Source organism: Streptomyces sp. Je 1-4 4N24 (assembly GCF_026239515.1).
In the GTDB taxonomy this organism is placed as follows: domain Bacteria; phylum Actinomycetota; class Actinomycetes; order Streptomycetales; family Streptomycetaceae; genus Streptomyces; species Streptomyces nigrescens.
In genome coordinates, this window is sequence record NZ_CP110836.1 from 6,743,935 (window position 1) to 6,768,854 (window position 24,920).

Annotated in this window: 21 protein-coding genes; 10 read left to right on the forward strand and 11 right to left on the reverse strand. The window is 70.6% G+C overall.

Translation table 11 applies throughout. The features are described from left to right. The first annotated feature begins 356 nt into the window (after positions 1-356). The 4 genes from SLV14N_RS29405 to SLV14N_RS29420 all read left to right on the forward strand — a co-directional run bounded on the left by SLV14N_RS29405 (position 357) and on the right by SLV14N_RS29420 (position 4,574). A complete protein-coding gene (locus SLV14N_RS29405; RefSeq protein ID WP_208684987.1) occupies positions 357-1,130 on the forward strand; it encodes a TraR/DksA C4-type zinc finger protein in 774 nt (257 codons plus the stop codon). Positions 1,131-1,250: 120 nt separating this feature from the next. Beyond that, complete coding sequence (gene lspA / locus SLV14N_RS29410; protein ID WP_208684989.1) at positions 1,251-1,853, forward strand: signal peptidase II; 603 nt, start codon at positions 1,251-1,253, stop codon at positions 1,851-1,853. Positions 1,854-1,936: 83 nt separating this feature from the next. Then, complete coding sequence (locus SLV14N_RS29415; RefSeq protein WP_018090264.1) at positions 1,937-2,878, forward strand: RluA family pseudouridine synthase; 942 nt, start codon at positions 1,937-1,939, stop codon at positions 2,876-2,878. 100 nt (positions 2,879-2,978) lie between these two features. Then, a complete protein-coding gene (locus tag SLV14N_RS29420) occupies positions 2,979-4,574 on the forward strand; it encodes a Na+/H+ antiporter (protein WP_208684991.1) in 1,596 nt (531 codons plus the stop codon). A 31-nt stretch (positions 4,575-4,605) separates the two neighbouring features. Here SLV14N_RS29420 and SLV14N_RS29425 read toward each other — a convergent pair whose 3' ends face one another. Further along, complete coding sequence (locus SLV14N_RS29425) at positions 4,606-5,700, reverse strand: mechanosensitive ion channel family protein (RefSeq protein WP_263273316.1); 1,095 nt, start codon at positions 5,698-5,700, stop codon at positions 4,606-4,608. 112 nt (positions 5,701-5,812) lie between these two features. On the opposite strand from SLV14N_RS29425, the gene SLV14N_RS29430 reads away from it, so the two are divergent. Continuing rightward, complete coding sequence (locus SLV14N_RS29430) at positions 5,813-6,424, forward strand: dienelactone hydrolase family protein (protein WP_263271749.1); 612 nt, start codon at positions 5,813-5,815, stop codon at positions 6,422-6,424. A gap of 70 nt (positions 6,425-6,494) precedes the next feature. Here the strand turns inward: SLV14N_RS29430 and SLV14N_RS29435 are convergent, their stop codons facing one another. The 7 genes from SLV14N_RS29435 to SLV14N_RS29465 all read right to left on the reverse strand — a co-directional run bounded on the left by SLV14N_RS29435 (position 6,495) and on the right by SLV14N_RS29465 (position 15,004). Beyond that, complete coding sequence (locus SLV14N_RS29435; RefSeq protein WP_208684995.1) at positions 6,495-8,138, reverse strand: alkaline phosphatase; 1,644 nt, start codon at positions 8,136-8,138, stop codon at positions 6,495-6,497. A gap of 90 nt (positions 8,139-8,228) precedes the next feature. Next, positions 8,229-9,170, reverse strand: coding sequence for a DsbA family protein (locus SLV14N_RS29440; protein ID WP_263271750.1), 942 nt, complete (start codon positions 9,168-9,170; stop codon positions 8,229-8,231). 44 nt (positions 9,171-9,214) lie between these two features. Continuing rightward, positions 9,215-9,925 carry a hypothetical protein gene (locus tag SLV14N_RS29445; RefSeq protein WP_263271751.1) on the reverse strand — a complete coding sequence of 237 codons (711 nt, stop codon included), beginning with the start codon at positions 9,923-9,925 and terminating at the stop codon, positions 9,215-9,217. 114 nt (positions 9,926-10,039) lie between these two features. Then, complete coding sequence (locus SLV14N_RS29450) at positions 10,040-10,849, reverse strand: DsbA family protein (protein ID WP_263271752.1); 810 nt, start codon at positions 10,847-10,849, stop codon at positions 10,040-10,042. 84 nt (positions 10,850-10,933) lie between these two features. Beyond that, the gene (locus SLV14N_RS29455; protein WP_208688158.1) at positions 10,934-11,620 is read right to left on the reverse strand and encodes a hypothetical protein; all 687 of its coding nucleotides are present in this window, start codon (positions 11,618-11,620) and stop codon (positions 10,934-10,936) included. A gap of 1,084 nt (positions 11,621-12,704) precedes the next feature. Beyond that, positions 12,705-13,055, reverse strand: coding sequence for a hypothetical protein (locus SLV14N_RS29460; RefSeq protein WP_208685003.1), 351 nt, complete (start codon positions 13,053-13,055; stop codon positions 12,705-12,707). 581 nt (positions 13,056-13,636) lie between these two features. Continuing rightward, positions 13,637-15,004 (reverse strand): DUF2252 domain-containing protein, encoded by a 1,368-nt coding sequence (locus SLV14N_RS29465; RefSeq protein ID WP_208685005.1) that lies wholly within the window; start codon positions 15,002-15,004, stop codon positions 13,637-13,639. 216 nt (positions 15,005-15,220) lie between these two features. Here SLV14N_RS29465 and dnaE point away from each other — a divergent pair, with 216 nt between their 5' ends. Then, complete coding sequence (gene dnaE, locus SLV14N_RS29470; RefSeq protein ID WP_208685007.1) at positions 15,221-18,772, forward strand: DNA polymerase III subunit alpha; 3,552 nt, start codon at positions 15,221-15,223, stop codon at positions 18,770-18,772. A 77-nt stretch (positions 18,773-18,849) separates the two neighbouring features. Here the strand turns inward: dnaE and SLV14N_RS29475 are convergent, their stop codons facing one another. Next, the gene (locus tag SLV14N_RS29475; protein WP_018090275.1) at positions 18,850-19,026 is read right to left on the reverse strand and encodes a hypothetical protein; all 177 of its coding nucleotides are present in this window, start codon (positions 19,024-19,026) and stop codon (positions 18,850-18,852) included. Between the two features lie 273 nt (positions 19,027-19,299). Between SLV14N_RS29475 and SLV14N_RS29480 the strand changes: the two genes are divergently transcribed. The 4 genes from SLV14N_RS29480 (at position 19,300) to SLV14N_RS29495 (ending at position 23,375) form a co-directional block, all read left to right on the forward strand. After that, on the forward strand, positions 19,300-20,595 hold the full coding sequence (locus SLV14N_RS29480; protein WP_263271753.1) for an NYN domain-containing protein: 1,296 nt from the start codon (positions 19,300-19,302) through the stop codon (positions 20,593-20,595). 161 nt (positions 20,596-20,756) lie between these two features. After that, complete coding sequence (locus tag SLV14N_RS29485; protein ID WP_263273317.1) at positions 20,757-21,689, forward strand: ABC transporter ATP-binding protein; 933 nt, start codon at positions 20,757-20,759, stop codon at positions 21,687-21,689. Positions 21,690-21,753: 64 nt separating this feature from the next. Continuing rightward, entirely contained in the window at positions 21,754-22,575 is an 822-nt protein-coding gene (locus tag SLV14N_RS29490; protein WP_263271754.1) for an ABC transporter permease, read from the forward strand. A 68-nt stretch (positions 22,576-22,643) separates the two neighbouring features. Beyond that, positions 22,644-23,375: a DUF2567 domain-containing protein gene (locus tag SLV14N_RS29495; protein ID WP_263271755.1), complete on the forward strand. Its 732-nt coding sequence runs from the start codon at positions 22,644-22,646 to the stop codon at positions 23,373-23,375. A 50-nt stretch (positions 23,376-23,425) separates the two neighbouring features. Here the strand turns inward: SLV14N_RS29495 and ybaK are convergent, their stop codons facing one another. Together ybaK and SLV14N_RS29505 are read right to left on the reverse strand one after the other, a co-directional pair. Next, positions 23,426-23,920 carry a Cys-tRNA(Pro) deacylase gene (gene ybaK / locus SLV14N_RS29500; RefSeq protein WP_159746571.1) on the reverse strand — a complete coding sequence of 165 codons (495 nt, stop codon included), beginning with the start codon at positions 23,918-23,920 and terminating at the stop codon, positions 23,426-23,428. Positions 23,921-23,949: 29 nt separating this feature from the next. Continuing rightward, positions 23,950-24,696: an LON peptidase substrate-binding domain-containing protein gene (locus SLV14N_RS29505; RefSeq protein ID WP_263271756.1), complete on the reverse strand. Its 747-nt coding sequence runs from the start codon at positions 24,694-24,696 to the stop codon at positions 23,950-23,952. Positions 24,697-24,920 lie beyond the last annotated feature (224 nt).

Sequence of the window (24,920 nt, forward strand, 5' to 3'; positions counted from 1 at the left end):
ACTCGTCCCGTCAATGCCTCTCGCTGGGCCCAGTGTACGGGGCCGGGCCGACAGCGGCCGACCGGATTTCCGGCGGCCCGGGGCGGGGCCCGCCGAGGGGGGCCGTACGGGGTGGTCCGGCCCTTCGCCGCGCCGCGGGGCGGGCCCGCGCGATGACCCGAATGGCCAGCGGCCCGCTGCACCCCCTATGGGCGGATTCGCCGGGCGGGGAGCGGGCACAACCGAGACGGGCCGCCCTTCCGGGCCGGGTGCCGGGACCCGAAGGGCGGTGCGTCCCGTTGCCGCGTGGCGTGTGGCGATTTATCGTTCCCGTCACGATTCGCGAACAAAGTCACATATGTGAAGGGGTCGCGGCCATGGTGGCGAAAAAGACCGCCGCGGAGAAGAGCACGACGCCTGCCGACGAGGCCGTCGCGAAGCAGCCTGCAGCGAAGAAGACAGCTCCGAAGAAGGCCGCGGCCAAGAAGACGGCGGCCGGTACGACCACGCCGGAGAAGGCGACGGCCAAGAAGGCGGCGCCGAAGCGGGCCGCCGCGAAGAAGACGGCGGCGAAGAAGACGGTGGTGAAGAAGACGGCGGCGAAGAAGGCCGCGAACAAGGCTCCGGCCAAGACGGCCGCGGTGCCCGCTAAGAAGACGGGAGCCAAGACGGTGGTGGCGAAGAAGACTGCGGCCGCATCGGCCACGGCGCACGGCAATGACTCCGCGGTGCCCATGGCCCGGGTGGCCGCGGCGCCGGACGAGCTCGCCGTACGGCCCGGCGAGGACCCCTGGACGCCGGCGGAGGTCGCCGAGGCACGGACCGAACTGATGGAGGAGACGTCCCGGCTGCGGCTGGAGATCGTCTCGGCCGAGGACGCCATCGCAGGGCTGATGCGTGACTCCGGGGACGGCGCGGGGGACGACGAGGCCGACACCGGCAGCAAGAACATCACCCGCGAACACGAGCTGGCGCTCGCCTCCAACGCCCGCGAGATGCTCCACCAGACCGAGCGCGCCCTCGGCCGGCTGGACGCGGGCACCTACGGGCTGTGCGAGAACTGCGGCAACCCCATCGGCAAGGCACGGATGCAGGCCTTCCCGCGCGCGACGCTGTGCGTGGAGTGCAAGCAGCAACAGGAGCGCCGCTGAGGTGACGGCCCGGTGGCGCGGACGGCACCCGTACCGCCCGCTGCCGCACGCGTGTGCCGTACTCTCGTGGTTCAGCCGGGCACGGCCCGGCCGGGGACACAACGGGCTGAGGACTCACACGTGGCAGAGGCGGAACGCATCACCGGTACGCCGGAACCCGAGCCGGGTGCCGGAGCGGATCCCACGACGGGATCCGAAGGGGGAGGTACGGTGCAGCCGGAGCAGGGCAAGGACCGCGGCAAGCGGCGGATCCTCGCACTGCTGCTGGTCGCGCTCTTCGTCTACCTGCTCGACCTGGGCAGCAAACTCCTCGTGGTCGCGAAGCTGGAGCACCATGCGCCCATCGAGGTGATCGGGACGCTGCTGCGGTTCACGGTGATCCGTAACCGCGGCGCGGCGTTCGGCATGGGCGAGGCGCTGACGATCTTCCTCACCATCATCGCGACGGCCGTGATCCTGGTGATCGCGCGGATCGCCCGCAAGCTCTACAGCCTGCCCTGGGCGATCGCGCTCGGGCTGCTGCTCGGTGGCGCCTTCGGCAATCTCACCGACCGGATCTTCCGCGCGCCCGGCGTCTTCGAGGGTGCGGTGGTCGACTTCATCGCGCCGGCGCACTTCGCGGTCTTCAACCTCGCCGACTCCGCGATCGTCTGCGGCGGCGTGCTGATCGTGATCCTTTCCTTCCGGGGGCTGGACCCCGACGGGACCGTGCACAAGGACTGACCGGCCCCGGCGGACCGTCCGTCCGTCCGCCCGGGCCCCGGCCGCCGGGCAGGACACCATGTCGGGACTGCCATACTCGTGGGGTGAGCACCATTCCCGAGATCCGCACCCTGCCCGTACCGGACGGCCTGGAGGGCGAGCGCGTAGACGCCGCGCTGGCCCGGATGTTCGGCTTCTCCCGTACGAAGGCGGCCGAACTCGCCGCCGCCGGAAAGGTCCGGGTCGACGGATCCGAGGTGATGAAGTCGGAGCGGGTGCACGGCGGCGCGTGGCTGGAGGTCGAGATGCCGCAGGCCGCGCCGCCCGTCGAGATCGTCGCCGAGCCCGTCGAGGGCATGGAGATCGTGCATGACGACGACGACATCGTCGTGATCATGAAGCCGGTCGGGGTCGCCGCCCACCCGAGCCCCGGCTGGACCGGAACCACCGTCATCGGCGGCCTGGCCGCGGCCGGCTACCGCATCTCCACCTCCGGCGCCGCCGAGCGCCAGGGCATCGTGCACCGCCTCGACGTCGGCACCTCCGGTCTGATGGCCGTCGCCAAGTCCGAGCGTGCCTACACCCTGCTCAAGCAGCAGTTCCGCGAGCGTACGGTCGACAAGCGCTACCACGCCCTGGTCCAGGGCCATCCGGACCCGATGAGCGGCACCATCGACGCCCCCATCGGCCGCCACCCCCAGCACGACTACAAGTGGGCGGTCACCGCCGAGGGCAAGGCGTCCGTCACCCACTACGACCTGATAGAGGCGTTCCGGGCGGCCAGCCTGCTCGACATCAAGCTGGAGACCGGCCGCACCCACCAGATCCGGGTGCACATGGCCGCGCACCGCCACCCCTGCGTCGGCGATCTGACCTATGGCGCGGACCCCACCCTCGCCAAGCGGCTGGGCGTCGGCCGGCAGTGGCTGCACGCGGTCCGGCTGGGCTTCGAGCACCCCTCGGACGGCCGCTGGGTCGAGTTCGAGAGCTCCTACCCGGACGATCTGCAGCACGCCCTCGACACCGTCCGGGACGAGAGCAGCTGACGCAGCGTCCTTCCAAGGCGCCGACACGGCGGGCAACCTGCGGCCCCGTGGCAGGCTGGGGGCGGACATTGACCGGATCCGACCCCGGAGCGTCGCCACCGTGGACCAGCTGGCTCTGATGTTCGTCCTGCTGCTCGGAGCCGTGGTCATGGTTCCGGTCGGCGACCGGCTGCGGCTCCCGTCACCGGTGCTGATGACCCTCGCGGGGGCCGTCCTGGCGCTGCTGCCGTTCGTGCCCAATGTCGAGGTGCCGCCGGAGTTCATCCTGCCGGTGGTGCTGCCGCCGCTGCTCTACGCGGCCGTCCAGCGCACCTCCTGGCGGCAGTTCACCGCCAATCTCCGGCCGATCTTCCTGCTCGCCGTGGCGCTGGTCTTCGCCACCACCGCCGCGGTCGCCGCGGTCGCCCAGGCGGTGGTGCCCGGGATGCCGGTGGCCGCGGCGGTGGTGCTCGGTGCGCTGGTCGCACCGCCCGACCCGGTCGCCGCGACCGCCGTCGCCGGCAAGCTGGGACTGCCCCGCCGGCTGGTCTCCATCCTGGAGGGCGAGGGGCTGTTCAACGACGTCACCGCGATCGTGCTCTACCACGTCGCCCTCGCCGCGGCCGTCAGCGGCACCTTCTCGCTGCCCGCCGCGGTCGGCTCGCTGGTGCTGTCCGCGGTGGTGGCCATAGCGGTCGGTCTGGCGCTCGGCTGGGTCACCAACAAGCTGATGGGGCTGCTCGGTGACCCGACGCTGCAGATCGGCCTGACGCTGCTGGTGCCGTTCGTCGCCTATGTGCTGGCCGAGGAGTTCCACGGGTCCGGTGTGCTCGCGGTGCTGACCTGCGCGCTCTTTTTGGCCGAGTACGCCGTCGACGCGGACGATGTGATGGGCCGGCTGGCCGGCTACACCTTCTGGGAGGTCGTCGACACCCTCGTCACCGGCGTCGCCTTCGGGCTGATCGGTCTGGAGCTGCACAACATCTTCGGCGCCGCCTCGCACCGCTGGGGGCAGCTGCTCGGGGCGGGCGCCGCCGTCGTCGCGGTGGTCGTCGGCGTCCGGCTGCTGTGGCTGCTGCCCGCCGCCTGGCTGGCCAAGCGGATGCACAAGCTCCGCGACTATGACGAGGAGATCCCGATGAGCTGGCGGGAGACGCTCATCATGTGGTGGTCGGGGATGCGCGGAGTGGCCTCCGTGGCGCTGGCGCTGGCGATTCCCTTCAGCATCGACGGCGGCAACGGCTTCCCGGCCCGCGACGACATCCTCTTCATCGCCTTTGCGGTGGTGCTCAGCACCCTCCTCATCCAGGGCCTCACCCTGCCCTGGCTGGTGCGCAGACTGCGGGTGCGGGCCGACACCGATGCCGTCGACGCGCTGGAGCGGGAGCTGGCGATCCGGGTGATCAAGGCGTCCAAGCGGCGGCTGAAGGAGATCCTGGAGGTCGAGGAGCTGCCCGAGGAGGTCAGCGACCAGCTGGCCCGCCGGGCGTACGACATGGGCGCCCGAATCGCGCCGGACATCGTCGACGACGAGCGGCGCGAGCTCTTCGAGAAGCGCATCCACCGGATGAAGAAGGTGCACCGCATCCAGGGCGAGATGCTCTCGGCCGCCCGGCACGAGGTGCTGGCCGCGCGCAGTGAGCCGGGCGCGGACCCGGAGATCGTCGACCGGGTGCTGCGGCATCTGGACATGCGCAGTCTGCGGCACACGCCGTGACGCCGGGGCGCGGCCGGGTGGCTGCGCACCCTCAGTCCTTCGACGGCCGCCGGGCGTCCGGCTCCTCGCCGTGGCGGGCCTCCGGGACCCCGGACGGCGCCGGTGCGGTGCTGATCCGCGGCAGCGCGTAGGCATGCTCGGTCCGCAGCCACTCCAGCAGCCGCTCACGGACCTCGCAGCGCACCTCCCAGAGGGCGTCCGCGTCCCGGGCGGTGACCAGCGCCCGTACCACGATCGTGGACGGGGTGGTGTCGGTGACCACCAGGCTCCAGGACCTGCCGTCCCAGTCCGAGCACTCCTGGAGGATTTCGAGCAGCTGCTGGCGCATCTTCTCCACCGGCGCGCTGTGGTCGAGGTGGAAGAAGACCGTGCCGGTCATCTGCGCCCCGCCGCGCGACCAGTTCTCGAACGGCTTGCCCGTGAAGTACGAGACCGGCATGGTGATCCGGCGCTCGTCCCAGGTCCGTACGGTCAGCGAGGTCAGCGTGATCTCCTCGACGGTGCCCCACTCGCCGTCCACGACGACGGTGTCCCCGATGCGCACCATGTCACCGAAGGCGATCTGCAGCCCCGCGAAGAGATTGCCGAGGGTGGACTGGGCGGCTATACCGGCGACGATGCCGAGCAGTCCGGCGGACGCCAGCATGGACGTGCCGACCGCCCGCATCGCCGGGAACGTCAGCAGCATCGAGGCGGCCGCGACGACGATCACCACGGCCGTCACCACCCGCTGGATCAGCGTCACCTGGGTCCGCACCCGCCGCACCCGTGCCGCGTCCCGGCCGCTCGCCGCATAGCGGGAGTACGAGGACTCGACGATCGCCGCCGCGGCCCGGACCACCAGCCAGGCGGTGGCCGCGATCAGGACCAGGGTCAGCGCCTGGCCGACGCCCGCCTCGTGCTCCGCGGTGACCTTCAGCCCCGCCTCGTCGAACGAGCCGCGCAGCAGCGCGGTGCACAGGGCCACCTGCAGCGGTATCCGGCAGCGCCGCAGCAGCCCCCACAACGGGGTCTCGGGATGGGCGGCGTCGATCCGGCGCAGGCCGCGGTCGGTGAGCCAGACCAGGATGAGCGTGAGCAGGACCGCGCCGCCGATGACGGCGACCGGACGCAGGACGTCCTCCAATGACACGGGACTCCTCCTCCGTGGGGTGCGAGGGGCTGTGGTGTGCTGGTACCCGGTCCCCGTGACCGTAACTGGCAGGATGGGGCGAGAGCGATCCAACCCCAGGGAAGTGATGTCAGTGCCGGCCTCGACCGAGTCCTCGACCAGCGGGCTTTCGACGATTGTCCTGTTTCATTCGGTGTGCGGGCTGCGGCCCGCGGTGCATGCCGCGGCGGACCGGCTGCGGGCCGCGGGACACGAGGTGATCGTCCCCGATCTGTTCGACGGCCGGACCGCCGAGTCGGTACCGGACGGCATTCTCATCAAGGACGAGATCGGCAAGGAGGAGCTGCTCAAGCGGGCCATCACGGCCGTGGCGCCGTACTCCGACCGCGGGCTGGTCTACGCCGGTTTCTCCTTCGGCGGCTCGGTCGCCCAGAACCTCGCACTGGGCGACGAGAAGACCCGCGGCCTGCTTCTGCTGCACGGCACCTCGGACATCGCGGAGGACACCGTCGCCGACGAGCTGCCGGTGCAGCTGCATGTAGCCGACCCGGACCCGTACGAGCCGCACGACTGGCTGAACTCCTGGTATCTCCAGATGCGCCGGGCCGACGCGGACGTGGAGGTCTTCCGCTACGCCGGCGCCGGCCACCTCTTCACCGATCCCGAGCTGCCCGACTACGACGCACAGGCCGCGGAGAGCGCCTGGAAGGTGGCGCTGGGCTTCCTCGCCGACCTGTGAACCGGCAGGCCGGCGAGGCCCGGGACGTGCTCGGTCAGGGCCCCTCCGACCCTGATCCGCCGGACAGGCCCTAGCCGACCGGCTGGTCCGCCCGCTCCATCTGCTGGGTGCCGGACCGGGTGCGGTACGAGCGCAGCAGCGCGCTGGTGGCCTGCGGGTCGGTCCGGTCGGAGACCCCGAAGTAGTCCATCTGCGTACGCTCGGCGCTGACGTCCAGGACCCCGTAGCCGTGGGAGTCCATGTCCAGCCACTTCACATGCCGGTTGGCGGCCTTCAGGGCGGCGACCCCGGCCAGTGAGACCGTGTGCGGGGCGACGTGCAGGAAGTCGTCCACGTTGTCGGAGGTGACGGAGGTGACCACGAACTCCGTCGCCACCGGCTGGTCGGCGGGGTAGGTCGCCGCCTGCAGCGGCACCTCGTTGGCCCAGGCCATGTGGATGTCGCCGGTCAGGAAGACGGTGTTGTCGATACCCCGGTCGCTGAGGTGGCTCAGCAGCTCGCGCCGGTCATCGGTGTAGCCGTCCCACTGGTCGGTGTTGATCGCCAGGCCCTCCTTGGGTATCCCGAGGATCTCGGCGAGCGGGCCGAGCAGCTTCGCGGGGATGGCGCCGAAGGCGACCTGCGAGATCATCACCGAGGTGCCGACCAGCCGCCAGGCGGTGTCCGAGCGTTCGAGACCGGCCTTGAGCCAGTCCAGTTGGGCCCGCCCGGTGAGCGTACGGCTCGGGTCGTCGACCGCGCCGCTGCCCGGCTTGGCCTGCTCGTCGCGGAACGACCGCAGGTCCAGCAGATGCAGATCGGCGAGGGTGCCGAAGCGCAGCCTGCGGTAGGTGGTGCCGGCGGTCGACGGGCGCACCGGCATCCACTCGAAGTACGCCTGCTTCGCCGCGGCCATCCGCGCGGACCAGGGGCCCTCGGTCTCCGGTGTGTGGTTCGTCGCGCCGCCCTTCCAGGCGTTGTCGGCGAACTCGTGGTCGTCCCACATGGCGATGACCGGGTGCGAGGCGTGCATGGCCAGCGCGTCCGGGTCGGTCTTGTGGACGCCGTGCCGGATGCGGTAGTCGGCGAGCGTGAGCAGCTCGTGGGCGGGGGAGTGCGGGCGGACGACGTACTTGAACTCCGGGTACTCGCCGGACTTGTACTCGTAGAGGTAGTCGCCGAGATGCAGCACCGCGTCCAGGTCGGTGCGGGCGGCCAGGTGCCGGTACGGGGAGAAGTAGCCGGACTCCCAGTTGGCGCAGGAGACCACACCGAAGCGGATGTTGCCGGCCGCGGTGTCGTGGGCCGGGGCGGTGCGGGTCCGGCCGACGGGGGAGTGCTGCCCGTCGACGGTGAAGCGGTAGTAGTAGCGGGTGGCCGGCTGCAGGCCGCGGACGTCCGCCTTGAGGGTGTGGTCGGTGGCGGCCGAGCTGGTCAGGCTTCCCCGGGCGACGACGGACGCGAAGTCCTTGTCGGTCGCCACCTGCCAGCTCACCCTGGTGGCCGGCCCCCGGCCGGATCCGGGGGTGGCCGCCGGGGTCGGCGTGACCCGGGTCCACAGCAGGACACCGTCCGGGAGCGGGTCACCGGAGGCGACCCCGTGCTGGAAGAACGGGGCCTGGTCCGAGGCCTCTTGGGCGTGCGCTGTGGCGGCGCCGGCGAACGGCAGAAGTGCGGCGGTGGCGGCTACGGCCGTGACGGCAGTGCGGCGCGAGATCTGGTCATGATCGGTCACGGCCGCTCACCCTACTGTTCGGTAAGTGGCCCCGGGAGGGCGAATTCACGGGAACCCCGAGAATTCGCCCACCCGTTGTCCGAAAGGCGCTCAGCGGGTGGCCGAGGGGTCCTTTTCGCCCTCGCGAATGCCCTTCGATCCGCCTTCGTCCTTGCTGTCGTCCTTGCCCGGGTCCGGCTTCCCGGATCCCTTCGCCGGGCCGAACTCCGTGTCGATCATCTTCTTGAAGTTGGCCTGCGCGAGCTGGTTGTACTGCGCCTGCGTCATCTGCCGCTGCGGGACCTGGGGCATCACCAGCTTCTTGTCGCCGTGCATGAAGCTGGGCGTCTGCTTGATGCCCTTACGGCCGAAGAGCGCGGTCATGTCCATCGCCCAGCGGTCGTAGGTGCCCTTCTTCACCGCCGTCTCGAACGCCTTGTTGCCCTTCAGCGCCGGCACCGTGGCCGCGACCTTGAGCAGCTCGGAGTCCTTGCCGTAGCTGTCCACCTGCTCTTCGGGGTGGTACTTGGCGGAGTACAGCGCCGTCTTGTACTTCAGGAACGCCTCCGGGCTGACGTTCAGCGCCGCGCCGAGCGCGCTCAGCGCGTTCTTCGAGCCCTCGCCGCCGGCCGGGGTGTCGTCGATGAAGGTGTACATCGAGAAGCGGACCCGGTAGCGGCCGTCCTCGACGTCCTTGAGCAGCGCCTCGCCGCTGCTCTGCTCGAAGGAGGCGCACGCCGGGCAGCGGATGTCCTCGAAGACCTCCAGGGTCTCCTTGGCGTTCTTGTCGCCTATCAGGATCTCGGTGCCGTTCTTGCCCTGGGTGTGGGCGGGCGCGACGGGCTTGGCCTCCTTGGCGGCCTCCCAGCCCTTGGGCTCGTTGGCCTTCATCACCATGAAGCCGGCGCCGCCGGCCACCACCAGGACACCGGCCACGGTGCCCGCCACGACGAGTTGACGGCGCAGCTTCTCCTTCTTCTTCTGGCGTTCGCGCTCGGCCCGGATGCGTTCGCGGGCCGCGGCCTTGTTGGCCTGGTTGTTGCGGTTGCTCATGGGGGGTTCCGTCCCTCGGGGGTGTCGTGACTGCTGCGGACTGGTCAGGCGGCGGCCGGGGCGGGCGGACCGCGGCGCCGTACGCAGTGCACGAGGAGGGGGAGCGGGCGGGCCGGCGGCAGCGGGTGCAGGGGGCGGATCCGCCGGCGGTGCGGGGGGACCGCGGTGGTGACCACCGCGGCCGCGGTGCGCAGCGGGCGGCAGGCGCCGGCCGCTGCGGCGCGCAGCAGGGCGTCCAGGGCGGCGTCACCGCGGTGCAGCCAGCCGGCGGCGAGCAGGCCGACGGCGACATGGGCGGCGAGCAGCAGCCAGGGGGCGGCCGCCGGCACCGGGGGCAGCGGCGTGTCCATATGGGCGGCGAATCTGGCGAGCGGAGTGCCCAACTCGCCGCGCCCGCACAGCAGATCGACGCCGACCGAGCGCAGCGGGCCGGTGACCGGGCCGCCGGCCCCGCCGTAACAGGTGTGCTGTCCGGCGGTGAAGACGGTGTCGGCGGCCAGCTCCAGGGGCACCAGCAGCGCGGCGGTCCGGCCGTAGCCACGCTCCCGTCCGGTCAGCGCGTAGGCAGCGGCGAAGACGCCGGCGCAGATCGCGACGAGCGACGCGGGCGGTAACGGGGCGCGGGAGAGCAGGACATGGGAGGTCGCGGACAGGGTGGTGCACAGCGCGGTGAACAACGCCGCCCGCACCGCCCTGAGCTGGACCCCCGGCGCGGCCGCCGGCCGGGTCCCGGGACGTCCTCCCGTCGCCTGCACGGTCGGGAGTCTGCCATGTGCACGGCGCCGGGGCGGGTCAAGATTTGGCATCGGCCGGCGCGCACGGAGCACGCCGGCCGAGGAAGGCGGCACGGAGGCCGGCCTTCGCCTACGTCACTTCTTCAGTTCCTTGTCCACCAGGGAGTTGTAGTCGGCCACGCTGGAAGGTGCCACCTTGCCCTGCGGGGTGTCCTTGCCCAGCACCGTGCCGTTGAGCTTGATCGTCGGGGTGCTCTTGACGTCCTTGACGGAGTTGAAGGCGTTGGAGACCTCCAGCGCCCACCGGTCGTACGTGCCGTCCTTGACGGCCTTCTGGAAGGCGGCGTTGCCCTTCAGCGCCGGGACGGTGTCGGCGACCTTGATCAGGTAGTCGTCGTCGGCGAACTTGTCCGGCCCGGTCTCCTCCGGGTGGAACTCCTTCGAGAACAGCGCGTACTTGTACTTCAGGAAGGCGTCCGGGCTGACGTTGAGGGAGGCGCCCAGCGCATTCAGCGCGTTCTTGGAGCCGGTGCCCTGGAGGTTGCCGTCGAGGAACGTGCCCAGGTGGTAGGACGCCTTGTACTTGCCGTCCTTGATGTCCTTCTCGACGGTGGCGCCGATGGCCTGCTCGAAGGAGGCGCAGCCGGGGCAGCGCGGGTCCTCGAAGAGGTCCAGGGTGTTCTTGGCGTCCGCCTTGCCGACGACGATCGTGGTGCCCTTGGGGCCGCTGGAGTTGGCGGGCTTGACCAGCGGGGCGTCCGCTCCGTCGTCGCCCGAGGTGGCGACCACCACCCCGATACCGCCGGCTATCGCCAGGACGCCGACGATCGCGCCGCCGACGATCAGCTGCCGGCGAAGCCGGTCCTTCTTCGCCTGCCGCTCACGCTCGGCGCGCAGCCGCTCGCGTGCTGCCTGCTTGTTGGCCTGGTTGTTGCGGTTGCTCATGGCTGTGGTGCTCCGTGTGATCCGTGGACGGGGGATGCCTGGGGGCGGTGCTGTCCGAGGGGCGCGCACAGGGCGCGGCCGGTCTCAGGCAGCGAGCGCGCAGGGCGGTCCACGGCGGACGACGCTGTGCACGAGCAGCGGGACGGCGCGGGCGGGCCCGACGGATCGGGCGTAGGCGGGCGCGGGCTGGCGGGGGGCGGCCGGGGCGCCGGTCACCGCGACAGCGACCAGCAACGGACGGAAGGCGCAGCCGGCCACCGCGCCGAGCAGCTGCGCCAGCGCGGCCTCGCCGCGGCGCAGCCAGGCCGCCGCCAGCAGGCCCACACCGACGTGCGCCCCCAGCAGTAGCCAGGCGGCGCCCGGGCCGACGTCCGCGAGCAGCGCCGCCGCGCCACCGTGCCCGTCGCCGGTCATCCTGGACAGCGGTGTCCCCAGGGGAGCCCCACCGCAGAGCACGCCGAAGCCGACGGAGCGCAGCGGACCCGCCACCGGGCCGCCCGCCTCGCCGTAACAGACGTGCTGACCGGCGGTGAACACCGTGTCGGCGGCCAGCTCAAGCGGGATCAGCAGGGCGGCGATCCGCCCGAAGCCGCGCTCGCGCCCCGCCAGCGCGTACGCGATGACGAAGACGGCGGTGGTGATGGCCGCCACTGTGGTCAGCGGCAAGGGGACCCGGGAGAGCAGTACGTGCGACGCGGCGGAGAGCGCCACGACGAGCGCCGTGAAGAGCGCCGCGCGCACGGCTCTGAGCTGGGTCCCGGATATGTCCATCGAGGAGGAGTGTGCCATGGGTTCCTGTAGGCGGCCCCTAAAGGGCCCCTTTGAGTTCCCTGTCAAGGCCCCTGCCTAGGCCCGCAAGGGGCGGCGGACGCCTTAGACCCGTAACCCGGCCGTTGCGGAACAGGTCGACGAAGATCTGGTGGTCGCGACCTGCGCTTACGGGCGTGGCGACTGTTGGCAAGCCGGCACCGTCGGACGTCAGCAGGCAGGTGACCGCCGATATCGTAGGGGTGCTTGTTCGATCCGCGAAATGGGACGTGGCGACGAGCTGGACGCGCGGTCGCCACCCGTAGACGGCGGTGGTTGATCGTGGCCCGGACAGCGGCGGGGAGCCGGTTGCGGGCCTGCTACAGCAGAGCGGAAGCCGTGCAAAAGCGTATCTGGCGGGAGATCTTTCAGTCCGCCTTGAAGTTGCTGGCCTGGCTATGAACTCGTAACGGGATCATGAATTGGTCTTCTTCACGCGACGCCAGCAGATGAGGCTGCATCCCACGAGAGGAAGACGTCGTGGAGTTTGAGGCGTCGCCCCCAGCTCACGGCGAGACGTTTCAACTGCCGCCGACCAGGGCGAGGTCTGCGTGACGTCGCTGATGTTCGCTGCGGTGGTGATGAGATAGATGGAGCCGGGGCACCGTTGCCATCGCAGATCAGGTTTTGCTGCCCGACTTCCATCGGCCGACCGGCGACGGACCGGTCGCGGCTCCCTCCTTTTTCGCACAGTTGAGGGAGCCGCCCACGCAGCGCGCGTTCGGTCCAGTTCGCTGGCCACGTTCAGCTTCGCGAGCACGATGCCAGTGCAGCTGGCCTTAGCCTGCTGCTGGCGGTCCAGGCGGCAGCAGGCTGACCACCCGGAGCCGCACTCCAACGCGGAAGTCACCAACATCTGCGATCGGGCGGCGACGCACTCCCCGAACCTCGGCTGATCGGTATCCATTCCGTCTCGACGAGCCGAAGTCCAATTCGGGAGCCGTGGAAACCGAAACCCACCTGGCGCTTTAGTGAAGCAGTCGCAGTTCCTTCGGAACAAGGCAAAAGGGCGACCAGATATCCGGTGAACCGTTACGCGAGACCAAAATTAACAGATCTTGACTGACCCGGACTCCTTGGTCAAGTCCTGTGAGTAAATCCACCCCGTGGAGTCGTCCGATGTGCGCCCGTACACCCAGAGGTTTCCGTGCTTGTTGTAGACGCCGCACCATGCATAAAAGGTTGTGCCGCTTGCCACAGACCTGGTCTGCCTGCACGACGCGGACGGGCCATTGAGCATATCCCCTACCACGACCTTATGTACGGCGTCAGAGATGTTGCGCCCGACGCTCCCGCATCCGTAGCCGGCGGCGCTGGCCGGCGTTGCCCCGCCTATCGTGAAGCCCCCCAGTGCTGCTGTTGTGGCGGTTATCGACACAAGTGCCTTCTTGAGTTTCATCTTTCCTCCCCTGTTCCTTCGCTTATCGGAACGGGGGGATGCTACCCCATTCTGAGGGTGCTGGCGAAGGATTTAATGGAATATCCGGTTCCATTTGGAGTGATGGTTGTGTCCCTGAGGTACATTCAAAGGACCGCAGTGTTCGGCGACGGGTGTTTTTTCGGTATTGCGGCTATCGTCGATCTGTGATAGCCATTCGCCAATAGGGCCTTGTCGCTGTTTGAGCCGACGGTTTTTCCGCAATGTTCGCCATGCGGCTGTCCAGTCGCCTGATGGCACACGGGCTGCCGTTGCTGAGAGTTCGCTTCGGAGCGGCGTCCTGGGGGTGCCAAGGTCTTGCCGTGATGACCCCGCGGTGCCGGTGAGATCGGCGAGGCGTCGCAAGGAGCGCCGAGCCATGCGCCGGCGGGTGACGAAGGTGAGGGCAGGTGAGGTGCAGCGCGGTGAGCAGGGCCGCGCTGCACTGTCCTGAGCCACTGGTGCGCCGTCCCACGTGGCAGTCTGTGCAGGTCAGCAGGTAACCGGCGGCTACCGAACGTGTCCGGGCGGCGCTGCCTGGCGGCGCATAGTGACGGAGCGGCTCACCGTAGCCCTGAAATCCGGCCGTTGCGGAAGAGGTCCACGAAGATCTGGTGGTCGGCACGGGCGCGGGCGCCGTAGGAGTGCGCGAAGTCCACCAGCAGCGAGGCGAAGCCCTCCTCGTCGGCGGCGATGGCCGCGTCGATGGCGCGCTCCGTGGAGAACGGGACCAGGGAGTGGCCGCTCTCGTCGTCCGCGGCGGCGTGCATGGTCGCGGTGGCCCGGCCCAGGTCGGCGACCACCGCCGCGATCTCCTCCGGGTCGTCGATGTCGGACCAGTCCAGGTCGACGGCGTACGGCGAGATCTCGGCGACCAGCTGGCCGGCGCCGTCAAGTTCGGTCCAGCCCAGCCATGGGTCGGCGTGGTCCTGCAGGGCGCGCTGGGAGATCACCGTGCGGTGGCCCTCGTGCTGGAAGTAGCCGCGGACCGCGGGGTCGGTGATGTGCCGGGAGACGGCGGGGGTCTGGGCCTGCTTCATGTAGATCACGACATCGTTCTCCAGGGCGTCGCTGTTGCCCTCCAGAAGGATGTTGTACGACGGCAGACCGGCCGAGCCGATGCCGATGCCGCGGCGGCCCACCACGTCCTTGACGCGGTAGGAGTCCGGGCGGTCCAGGCTCGACTCCGGCAGCGTCTCCAGATAGCCGTCGAAGGCGGCGAGGACCTTGTAGCGGGTCGCCGCGTCCAGCTCGACGCTGCCGCCGCCCGGCGCGAACCGCCGCTCGAAGTCGCGGATCTCCGTCATCGAGTCCAGCAGTCCGAACCGGGTCAGCGAGCGGGCGTCCCGCAGCGCGTCCAGCAGCGGGCCCTCGGCGGTGTCCAGCGTGAAGGGCGGCAGCTCGTCCCTGTCGGAGCTCTTCGTCTTGGAGGCCAGCGCATGGATGCGCTCCCGGTAGGCGGCCGCGTAGGTGCGCACCAGGTCGGTGATCTGCTTGTCGCTGAGCGCCTTGGCGTAGCCGATCAGCGCGACCGAGGCGGCGAACCGCTTGAGGTCCCAGGTGAACGGGCCGACGTACGCCTCGTCGAAGTCGTTGACGTTGAAGATCAGCCGGCCCGTGGCGTCCATGTACGTGCCGAAGTTCTCGGCGTGCAGATCGCCGTGGATCCATACCCGGGCGGTCCGCTCGTCGAGATACGGGCCACTGTCCTTGCCGCCGCCGTCCTGTGCGGCGTACTCCTCCAGGTCCCGGTAGAACAGGCAGGCCGTGCCCCGGTAGAAGGCGAACGCGGAGGCGGCCATCTTCCGGAATTTCACGCGGAAGGCCGCGGGGTCGGCGGCGAGCAGCTCCCCGAAGGCGGTGTCGAAAACGGCGAGGATCTCCTCGCCGCGCTGCGCGGCGTCCTGCGCCGGGGCGTGCTGGGACGGCATCGCTGGGTGCCTCCTGAGGTGCGGAACGGTACGGGATCCGTGACAGCTCCCGCCGGCGTCGGCCGGGGGCGGATCTGCCACTGACAACGCGCGAGGCTACTCGTCGGTGCCCGCCGATTGTCAGCGGGGAGCCGTAGACTTCGAGACCACCATCCGCCCCTCCCGGTCCTGCCGGGGAGGCGCCCCCACCCGACCGTTTTCCGGAGGTCCTCCGCCGTGGCAGCCTCGTCCAGGCCCCCCTTCACGCACCTGCATGTCCACACCCAGTACTCCCTGCTGGACGGTGCGGCGCGGCTGTCGGACATGTTCAAGGCGTGCAACGAGATGGACATGACGCATATCGCCATGTCCGACCACGGGAACCTCCACGGCGCCTACGACTTCTTCCATTCGGCGAAGAAGGCCGGGGTGACGCCGATCATCGGCATCGAGGCCTATGTGGCGCCGGAGTCGCGGCGCAACAAGCGCAAGATCCAGTGGGGCCAGCCGCACCAGAAGCGCGATGACGTCTCCGGTTCCGGTGGTTACACCCACAAGACGATCTGGGCGGCCAACAAGACCGGTCTGCACAACCTCTTCCGGCTGTCCTCGGACGCGTACGCCGAGGGCTGGCTGCAGAAGTGGCCGCGGATGGACAAGGAGACCATCGCCCAGTGGTCCGAGGGCCTGATCGCCTCCACCGGCTGCCCCTCCGGTGAGCTGCAGACCCGGCTGCGGCTCGGCCAGTTCGACGAGGCACTGAAGTCCGCGTCCGAGTATCAGGACATCTTCGGCAAGGACCGGTATTTCCTGGAGCTGATGGACCACGGCATCGAGATCGAACGCCGGGTCCGCGACGGCCTGCTGGAGGTCGGCAAGAAGCTCGGCATCCCGCCGCTGGTCACCAACGACTCGCACTACACCTACGCCCACGAGTCCACGGCCCACGATGCCCTGCTGTGCATCCAGACCGGCAAGAACCTCTCCGACCCGGACCGCTTCCGCTTCGACGGCACCGGCTACTACCTCAAGTCCACGGACGAGATGTACGCCATCGACTCCTCGGACGCCTGGCAGGAGGGCTGCGCCAACACCTTCCTGGTGGCCGAGCAGATCGACACCGACGGGATGTTCGAGAAGCGCGACCTGATGCCGAAGTTCGACATCCCGGAGGGCTTCACGGAGGTCACCTGGTTCCAGGAGGAGGTCCGGGTCGGCATGAAGCGCCGCTTCCCGGACGGGGTCCCCGAGGACCGGCAGAAGCAGGTCGAGTACGAGATGGACATCATCATCCAGATGGGGTTCCCGGGCTACTTCCTCGTCGTCGCCGACTTCATCATGTGGGCCAAGAACAACGGCATCGCGGTGGGACCCGGACGGGGCTCCGCGGCCGGTTCGATCGTGGCGTACGCCATGGGCATCACCGACCTCGACCCGATCACTCACGGACTGATCTTCGAGCGGTTCCTCAACCCCGAGCGCGTCTCCATGCCCGATGTCGACATCGACTTCGACGAGCGCAGGCGCGTCGAAGTCATCCGGTACGTCACGGAGAAGTACGGCGCCGACAAGGTCGCCATGATCGGCACCTACGGCAAGATCAAGGCCAAGAACGCCATCAAGGACTCCGCGCGCGTCCTGGGCTATCCGTACGCCATGGGTGACCGCCTCACCAAGGCGATGCCCGCCGACGTCCTCGGCAAGGGCATCGACCTCAGCGGCATCACCGACCCCCAGCACCCGCGGTACAGCGAGGCCGGCGAGATCCGGGGGATGTACGAGAACGAACCGGACGTGAAGAAGGTCATCGACACCGCCAAGGGCGTCGAGGGCCTGGTCCGGCAGATGGGTGTGCACGCGGCCGGCGTGATCATGTCCAGCGAGCCCATCGTCGACCACGCCCCGGTCTGGGTCCGGCACACCGACAACGTCACCATCACGCAGTGGGACTACCCGCAGTGCGAGTCGCTCGGCCTGCTGAAGATGGACTTCCTGGGCCTGCGCAACCTCACCATCATGGACGACGCCGTCAAGATGGTGAAGAAGAACAAGGGCGTCGACCTGGAGATGCTCTCCGTCCCGCTGGACGACCCCAAGACCTACGAGATGCTCTGCCGCGGTGACACGCTCGGCGTCTTCCAGTTCGACGGCGGCCCGATGCGCTCGCTGCTGCGGCTGATGAAGCCCGACAACTTCGAGGACATTTCCGCCGTCTCGGCCCTGTACCGCCCGGGTCCGATGGGCATGGACTCGCACACCAACTACGCGCTGCGCAAGAACGGCCTCCAGGAGATCACCCCGATCCACCCGGAGCTGGAGGAGCCCCTCAAGGAGGTCCTCGGCCTCACCCACGGCCTGATCGTCTACCAGGAGCAGGTGCAGAAGGCCGCCCAGATCATCGCCGGGTACTCCCTCGGCGAGGCCGACATCCTCCGCCGCGTCATGGGCAAGAAGAAGCCCGAGGAGCTGGCGAAGAACTTCGTGCTCTTCCAGGAGGGCGCGCGCAAGAACGGCTTCTCCGACCAGGCCATCCAGGCGCTGTGGGACGTCCTGGTCCCGTTCGCCGGCTACGCCTTCAACAAGGCGCACTCCTCCGCGTACGGCCTGGTCACCTACTGGACCGCCTACCTCAAGGCCAACTACCCCGCCGAATACATGTCCGCGCTGCTGACCTCCGTGCGCGACGACAAGGACAAGTCGGCGGTCTATCTGAACGAGTGCCGGCGCATGGGCATCAAGGTGCTGCCGCCCAACGTCAACGAGTCGGAGGCGAACTTCGCCGCCCAGGGTGACGATGTGATCCTCTTCGGCCTGACCGCGGTCCGCAACGTCGGCCAGAACGTCGTCGATTCGATCATCCGCAGCCGCAAGGCGAAGGGGAAGTACCTCTCCTTCCCCGACTACCTTGACAAGGTCGACGCGGTCGTCTGCAACAAGCGCACCACCGAATCCCTGATCAAGGCCGGCGCCTTCGACGAGATGGGCCACACCCGCAAGGGGCTGACGGCCCACTACGAGCCGATGATCGACAACGTGGTCCAGGTCAAGCGCAAGGAGGCCGAGGGGCAGTTCGACCTCTTCGGCGGCATGGGCGACGACAGCGCCGACGAGGGGCCCGGCTTCGGGCTGGATGTCGAGTTCTCGGACGTCGAGTGGGACAAGACCTATCTCCTCGCCCAGGAGCGCGAGATGCTCGGTCTCTACGTCTCCGACCATCCGCTCTTCGGCTTGGAGCATGTGCTGTCCGACAAGGCCGACGCCGCCATCGCCCAGCTGACCGGCGGCGACTACTCGGACGGGTCGATCGTCACCATCGGCGGCATCATCTCCGGCCTCCAGCGCAAGATGACCAAGCAGGGCAACGCCTGGGCCATCGCCACCGTCGAGGACCTGGCCGGCTCCATCGACTGCATGTTCTTCCCGGCCACCTACCAGCTGGTGTCCACCCAACTCGTCGAGGACACCGTGGTCTTCGTCAAGGGCCGCCTCGACAAGCGGGAGGACATCCCGCGGCTGGTGGCCATGGAGATGATGGTCCCCGACCTCTCGGAGGCCGGCACCAACGCGCCCGTGACGATCACCATTCCGACGGTCAAGGTCACCCCGCCGATGGTCGAGAAGCTCGGTGAGGTGCTCAGCAGCCACCGCGGCTCCACCGAGGTGCGGATCAAGCTGCAGGGGGCGCGCAAGACGACGGTGCTGCGGCTGGACCGGCATCGGGTCACGCCCGACCCGTCGCTGTTCGGCGATCTGAAGGTGCTGCTCGGCCCGTCCTGCCTGGCCGGCTGAGCGGCCGGCCCAGGCCGCTGATACCCCGAGGGGCGCGCCCGATGCGGACGCGCCCCTCAACTTCCGTGCGGCGTATGTCAGTTGTGGCCGAAGCGCCGCTGGTGCTTACGTGCAACATCCGCCGGGCTGCCCTGCGCCTGCGACCGCGCCTGGGACTGTGCCTCCAAGCTCGCCTTCTGGGCCTCCTGCTGGCCGCGCTCGGCCGCGGATGCCTTCTGCTGCTGACTGCGGTCCTGCTTCTTGTCCTTGGCCATGATCTTGCCTCCTGAGGGGGAATCCGGGATCTGGGCCGGAACCAGACTTACATGACGGACAGACGCCTGCATTTCGGGCAATTACCGTGCGTTATATGGTTGATCACGCACTGTGCTCGACGTCCCCGCCGAATCCGCCACGCCGATGATCGAGTTCGGGCAGATAACGCCCGTACGGTCGGGCAGACTCGAAGGAAAGCCGAAGAAAACTCGTGCCATGGGCCGAGCCGGGGGGCGACCGGACTTTCAGCACCTCAGGGAAGAGGGTGGAACGTGGATCGCTGCGTCGTCCTGGTGGACGCCGGGTATTTGCTCGGTGCCGCCGCGAGTCTGCTCGCCGGAGAGCCCGCCCGTTCCCGGATCACCGTCGACCATGCCGCCCTGATCCAGGGACTGCGCCAGCGCGCCGAGGCGGAGACCGAACGCCCGCTGCTGCGGATCTACTGGTTCGACGGCGCCCCCGACCGCGTCCCGCAGCCCGAGCACCGCAGGCTGCGGGTGATGCCCCGGGTCACCGTCCGGCTGGGTGCCCTGACCCGCAGCGACGGCCGCTGGGCGCAGAAGGGCGTGGACGCCGCCATGCACGCCGAGCTGACCGAGCTCGCCCGTAACCGCGCCTGCTCCGACATCGTGCTGGTCACCGGCGACGGCGATCTGCTGCCCGGCCTGATGTCGGCGAAGGAGCACGGCGTCGCCGTCCACCTGTGGGCCGTCCAGGCCGCGGACGGCGACTACAACCAGTCCGAGGACCTGGTCGCCGAGGCCGACGAGCGGCGGGTGCTGGACCGGACCTGGATCATCCGCGCGGTACGGGCCAAGGAGCTCGGCGGCCCCTGCGCCCCGCCGCCCGTACCCCGCCCCGAGATCGCCGCGATCCTCTCCGCGCCGCTGCCCGAGTCCGCGGTCGCGGCCGCGGCAGCCGCGGCGGTCGCCGCGGCCGGACCGGAATCCGCCGAGCACACCCATGAGCACAGCGGCGCCAACGGCGCCTCCCGGCCTGCGGCCGCCGCCGGGAACGGGACGGCCGCAGGCGGCGAGGGCGCCGCCGGCTCCAAGGTCGTGCCCACCCCCAAGGACCTCGCCGGACTCGGCCGGGCCCACGCCGCGGGCCAGCAGCCCGCCGGTACGGGGCCGGCGCCCGCGGCGGGCGCCACCCTGCGCTGGTCGTCCGACAAGGGCTGGGTCGAGCGCGGCGGACCGGCCGGCGAGCCGGACGGGACCGCCGCCCTGCCGACCCTCGCCCAGCTCACCAGCGCCGAGCAGCGCTGGGCCGACCGCGAGGAGGACATCACCGCCGTCAGCGGCGACCCCTTCGAGGTCGGCCAGGTCTTCGCCCGCCGCTGGACCGACCGGCTCTCCGACGCCGCGCACCTCCAGCAGCTGTCCACGGAGTACCCGCGCATCCCGCACCGGATCGACGGTGAACTGCTGCGCTACGCCGCCCGGTTCGGCCTGCTCGCCCACAAGGACGACCAGATCGACGAGCACGACCGCTATGCGATCCGGGCCGGTTTCTGGCGCGAGGTCGATCTGCGGACGGCCGCCGAGCACGCTCCTGCCGGGGACTGACGGCCCGGACGGTCCCGGGCCCGGCTCGCCCGCCGGAGCCCCGCGGGCCGGAGGCGGGCCGGGGACGCGTACCCTCATAGCTCGTGAGGACGGGCACAGAGCAGGTGGAGCGCGGGGTGCCGGTGTGCGCCGTGCGCGACCTGGTCAAGACGTACCCCGCGATGCGCGGGCGCCGCGGGGCGGCACAGGCGCCCGCCGTACGGGCCAACGACGGCGTCACCCTGGATGTGCACCGCGGAGAGATCTTCGGGCTGCTCGGCCCCAACGGCGCCGGCAAGTCCACCCTGGTGCGCCAGCTCACCGGACTGCTGCGCCCCGACTCCGGCGGTATCTCCGTACTGGGCCATGACCTGGTGCGCCACCCGGAGCGGGCCGCCCGGCTGCTCGGCTACCTGGGACAGGAATCCACCGCCCTGGACGAGATGACGGTCGCGCTGGCCGTGGAGACCACCGGCCGGCTGCGCGGCCTCGGCGCCCGCGAGGCGCGCGCGGAGCGGGACGCGGTGATCGACGAGCTGGGCCTCGCGGACCTGACCGGACGGGCGCTGAAGAAGCTGTCCGGCGGACAGCGCCGGCTGGCCTGCTTCGCCACCGCGCTGATCGGCGAGCGGCCGCTGCTGGTGCTGGACGAGCCGACCACCGGGATGGACCCGGTCGCGCGGCGCGCCGTCTGGGCCGCGGTGGACCGGCGCCGGGCCGAGCGCGGTGTCACGGTGGTGCTGGTGACGCACAACGTCCTGGAGGCCGAGAGCGTGCTCGACCGGGTGGCGGTGATCGACCGTGGCCGGGTCATCGCCTGCGACACGCCCGGCGGACTGAAGGAGATGGTGAGCGACGAGGTGCGGCTGGAGCTGGTGTGGCGCGACCGGCCGCCGCTGGACGTGCCCGAGGTCGCCGCCCTCGAAGCCGCCGCACACGCCTCCGGCCGCCGCTGGACCCTCCGGCTCCCCGCCGAACGGGCCCGCTCCGCCGTCGCCGCCGTCACCGCGGGCCCCGCCTTCGCCGCCCTCGACGACTTCACCCTGGCCACCCCGAGCCTGGAAGATGTGTACCTGGCCCTCGGCGGCCGTGCCGAGGGGCTGGTCAAGGGGTGAACGGGGACCGCTCCGGCGGACGTATGAACTACCACGGGGGCAGCGAGGAAGGCGTGATGACAGCGTGAGTGTGGTTCCCGTGCAGGCGGTGGCCGGGGCGGCTCCGGCGACCGGAGCGCGAGACGAGGAGGCGGCCCCGCTGGCGCCGCGCGCCCGTCTGGTGCCCGCGCTGGTCGCCGTCTACCGTGCCCAGCTCTCCCGGGCCCGGGTCGCACGGATCCCGCTGCTGTTCGTCGCGACCTTCCAGTCCATCGGGATCATGGTCCTGCTGCGCGGGGTGGTCGACGGCGGCGAACCGGCGCGGGCCGTGGTGTCCGGCTCCAGCGTGCTGGTCGTCGCCTTCGTGGCGCTCAATCTGCTCGCCCAGTACTTCGGCCAGCTGCGGGCCGGCGGCGGGCTCGACCACTACGCGACGCTGCCGGTGCCGCCGGCCGCCGTGGTGCTCGGCGCGGCCGCGGCCTACGCCTCGTTCACCGTGCCGGGGACGGTGGTCACCGCGGTCACCGGCTGTGTGCTCTTCCAGCTGCCGATGGCCCATCTGTGGGTGCTGGCCGCGGTGCTCCCGCTCGCCGGGGCGGCGCTGGCCGGTCTCGGCGCGGCCCTCGGCCTGCTCGCCCCGCGCCAGGAACTCGCCACGCTCTGCGGCCAGTTGGGCATGTCGGCGGCGCTGCTGCTGGGCGTCCTGCCGGCCGAGCGGATGCCCGCGGTGATCGGCTGGGCCCGCGATCTGCTGCCCTCGACGTATGGCGTGGAGGCGCTGGCGCGCAGCTTCGACCCGCACCCGGACTGGATCGCGGTCGGCGCCGACCTGGGCGTCTGCGCGGCCGTCGGGGTGCTCTCGCTGGCCGTCGCCACCTGGGCCTACCGGCGGGCGGCGACCCGATGAGCCGTCCCACCACACCGAACGGGCGTCCTGCTTCCGGTCCCACCAGCCCCACCTGGCACGATGACGGTGTGACCGCACCGCTGACGCCCCGCGACAACCAACCGCCCGAAGAGCCCCGGCACCCCGAGGCCGCGCCCGCGGCCGATGACGGCGGTCTCGGCGGCCCCGAGCTGGCCCGCGAGCTGCGCGAGGGCGCGCTGATCGCGCTCCTGGTCGCGGCGACCGGTGTGCTGCTCGGCCTGCTGTGGAACTGGCTCGCGCCGCATGTCCCGCTGATCGCGGACACCCGCAACGTCTACCTCAAGAACACCGAGGGCGAGGAGTCGATCGGCGCCGACGGCACCTTCCTCCTGCTGGCCTTCGCCTTCGGCGTGCTCACCACAGCCGCGGTCTTCCTCTTCCGCCGGCGGGGCGGGATTCCGCTGGTCGTGGCGCTGGTCGTGGGCGGGCTGCTCGGCGCGACGGTGGGCTGGCTGACCGGGATGTGGCTGGGCCCCACGCCGGACGTGGCCGAGCACGCCAAGCAGGTCGGCCCCGGCGTGGCCTTCGACGGCCCGCTGCGGCTGCAGGCCAAGGGCGCCCTGCTGGCCTGGCCGATCGGGGCGATGCTCACCCAGCTGGTGCTGTCCGCACTGTTCGGGCCGCCCGATCCGGAGCCGGAGGTGCCGTACTGGCTCCAGGGGCAGGGGCAGGGGCAGGGGCAGCAGGAACAGCAGTTCCAGGGGCAGCAGGAACAGCAGCCGGAGGTGCCGCAGTGGCTCGGGGAGAACCACGACCAGCGGCCGCCCTCCGAGGGCTGAGCCACACGGAGCTCCGGGGCGGCCGGTCCACCGGCCGCCCCGCCGTACGTTCAGCCGCGGGCGATCGGCGCGAGGTGCGCCCCCGTGAGGGCCACCAGGTCCTCGGGCGACAGCTCGACCTCCAGCCCGCGCCGCCCCGCCGAGACACAGACCGTCGGCCTGCCCTCGGCCGAGGCGTCCACGACCGTGCGCAGCCGCTTGCGCTGACCCAGCGGCGAGATCCCGCCCCGGACGTAGCCCGTGCTGCGCTCGGCCGCCGCCGGGTCGGCCATCGTGGCCCGCTTGCCGCCCACCGCGGCCGCCAGCGCCTTGAGGTCCAGGGACCCCGACACCGGGACCACGGCGACCGTCAGGGTGCCGTCGACCTCCGCCAGCAGGGTCTTGAACACCTGGTCGGGCGCGACACCCAGGGCCTCGGCGGCCTCCTCGCCGTACGACGGGGCGGCCGGGTCGTGCTCGTAGGAGTGCGTGGTGAACGGGACGCCGGCCGCGGTGAGGGCGACCGTCGCCGGGGTACCGACGGACTTCTTGGACTTCTTCGCCAACGTCTTCGTGCCTCGCTCGGGCCGGTCGTTCAGTTGGGGCTGGTCGGCTGCCGGGTCAGATCCACGGCCGGCAGCGACGGGAGCTTACCGAGCAGCGCCGACTCCTGGCGAAGCAGTTTCAGCTCCTGTCCCAGCCGGGTCGCGGTGTCCGGCGCCTCCAGCAGCAGCTGCTTGGCGGGCACGTCCAGCACGGCCGCCGCGGCGACCAGGTACGACAGCACGGACGGGTCGGCCGGCAGATCCTGCCCGCTCGACAGGGTCCGCTCGTTCGCCCAGGCCAGCCGCTTCTGATAGGTACGGAACGCCCGCACGACGCCGGAGGCGAGCGCGCCGGCGCCCTCTCCCTCGCCGTCCTCCAGCTCCTCCACCTCACCGGTCAGATACGGCCCCGAGGTATCCACCGACAGCAGCCGGAAGCGGGTCGTGCCGGTGGCGAGGACCTCGTAACCGGTGTCGTCGGCGGACGACTTCTCCCGGATGGTGGCCGCGTCGGCGATACAGCCCACGGTGTGGAACGCCTGCATCGGGTCGTCACCGAAGCCCGCCGCGGGACCGTCCGCGGCCGGCAGGGTGCTGTCCGGCATGCCCTGCGCGGTGGCGGCGACCTCCCGGCCGTCCCGGATCGCGATCACCGCGAAGCGGCGGTCGTCCTCGGGCACCGCGCTCAGGTCACGCATCATGGCCCGGTACCGCGCCTCGAAGACGTTCAGCGGGAGCACGAGTCCCGGGAAGAGCACCGAGTTCAGCGGGAAGAGCGGTAGGCGCACGGAGGTCACAGCCCGTAAGCCTAGACGCTGCGCTGCGCTGTGTTCCCACGTGGTCGGGAATCCCGTCGTGGGGGGTGCGCTTCGGCCGCGCGGCTTCCGGTGCGTTGTCGGCCGCGGCGCCATGGGTGTTGCTCGCCGTTGCGCCTGGCGGCGGGCGGGGCCGCTGCGCGGGGCTGTCGGGGTGCGGTGACGGACCTCCGGGGCAGGGGTGCGGGACTGCTTCGCTTTACGCT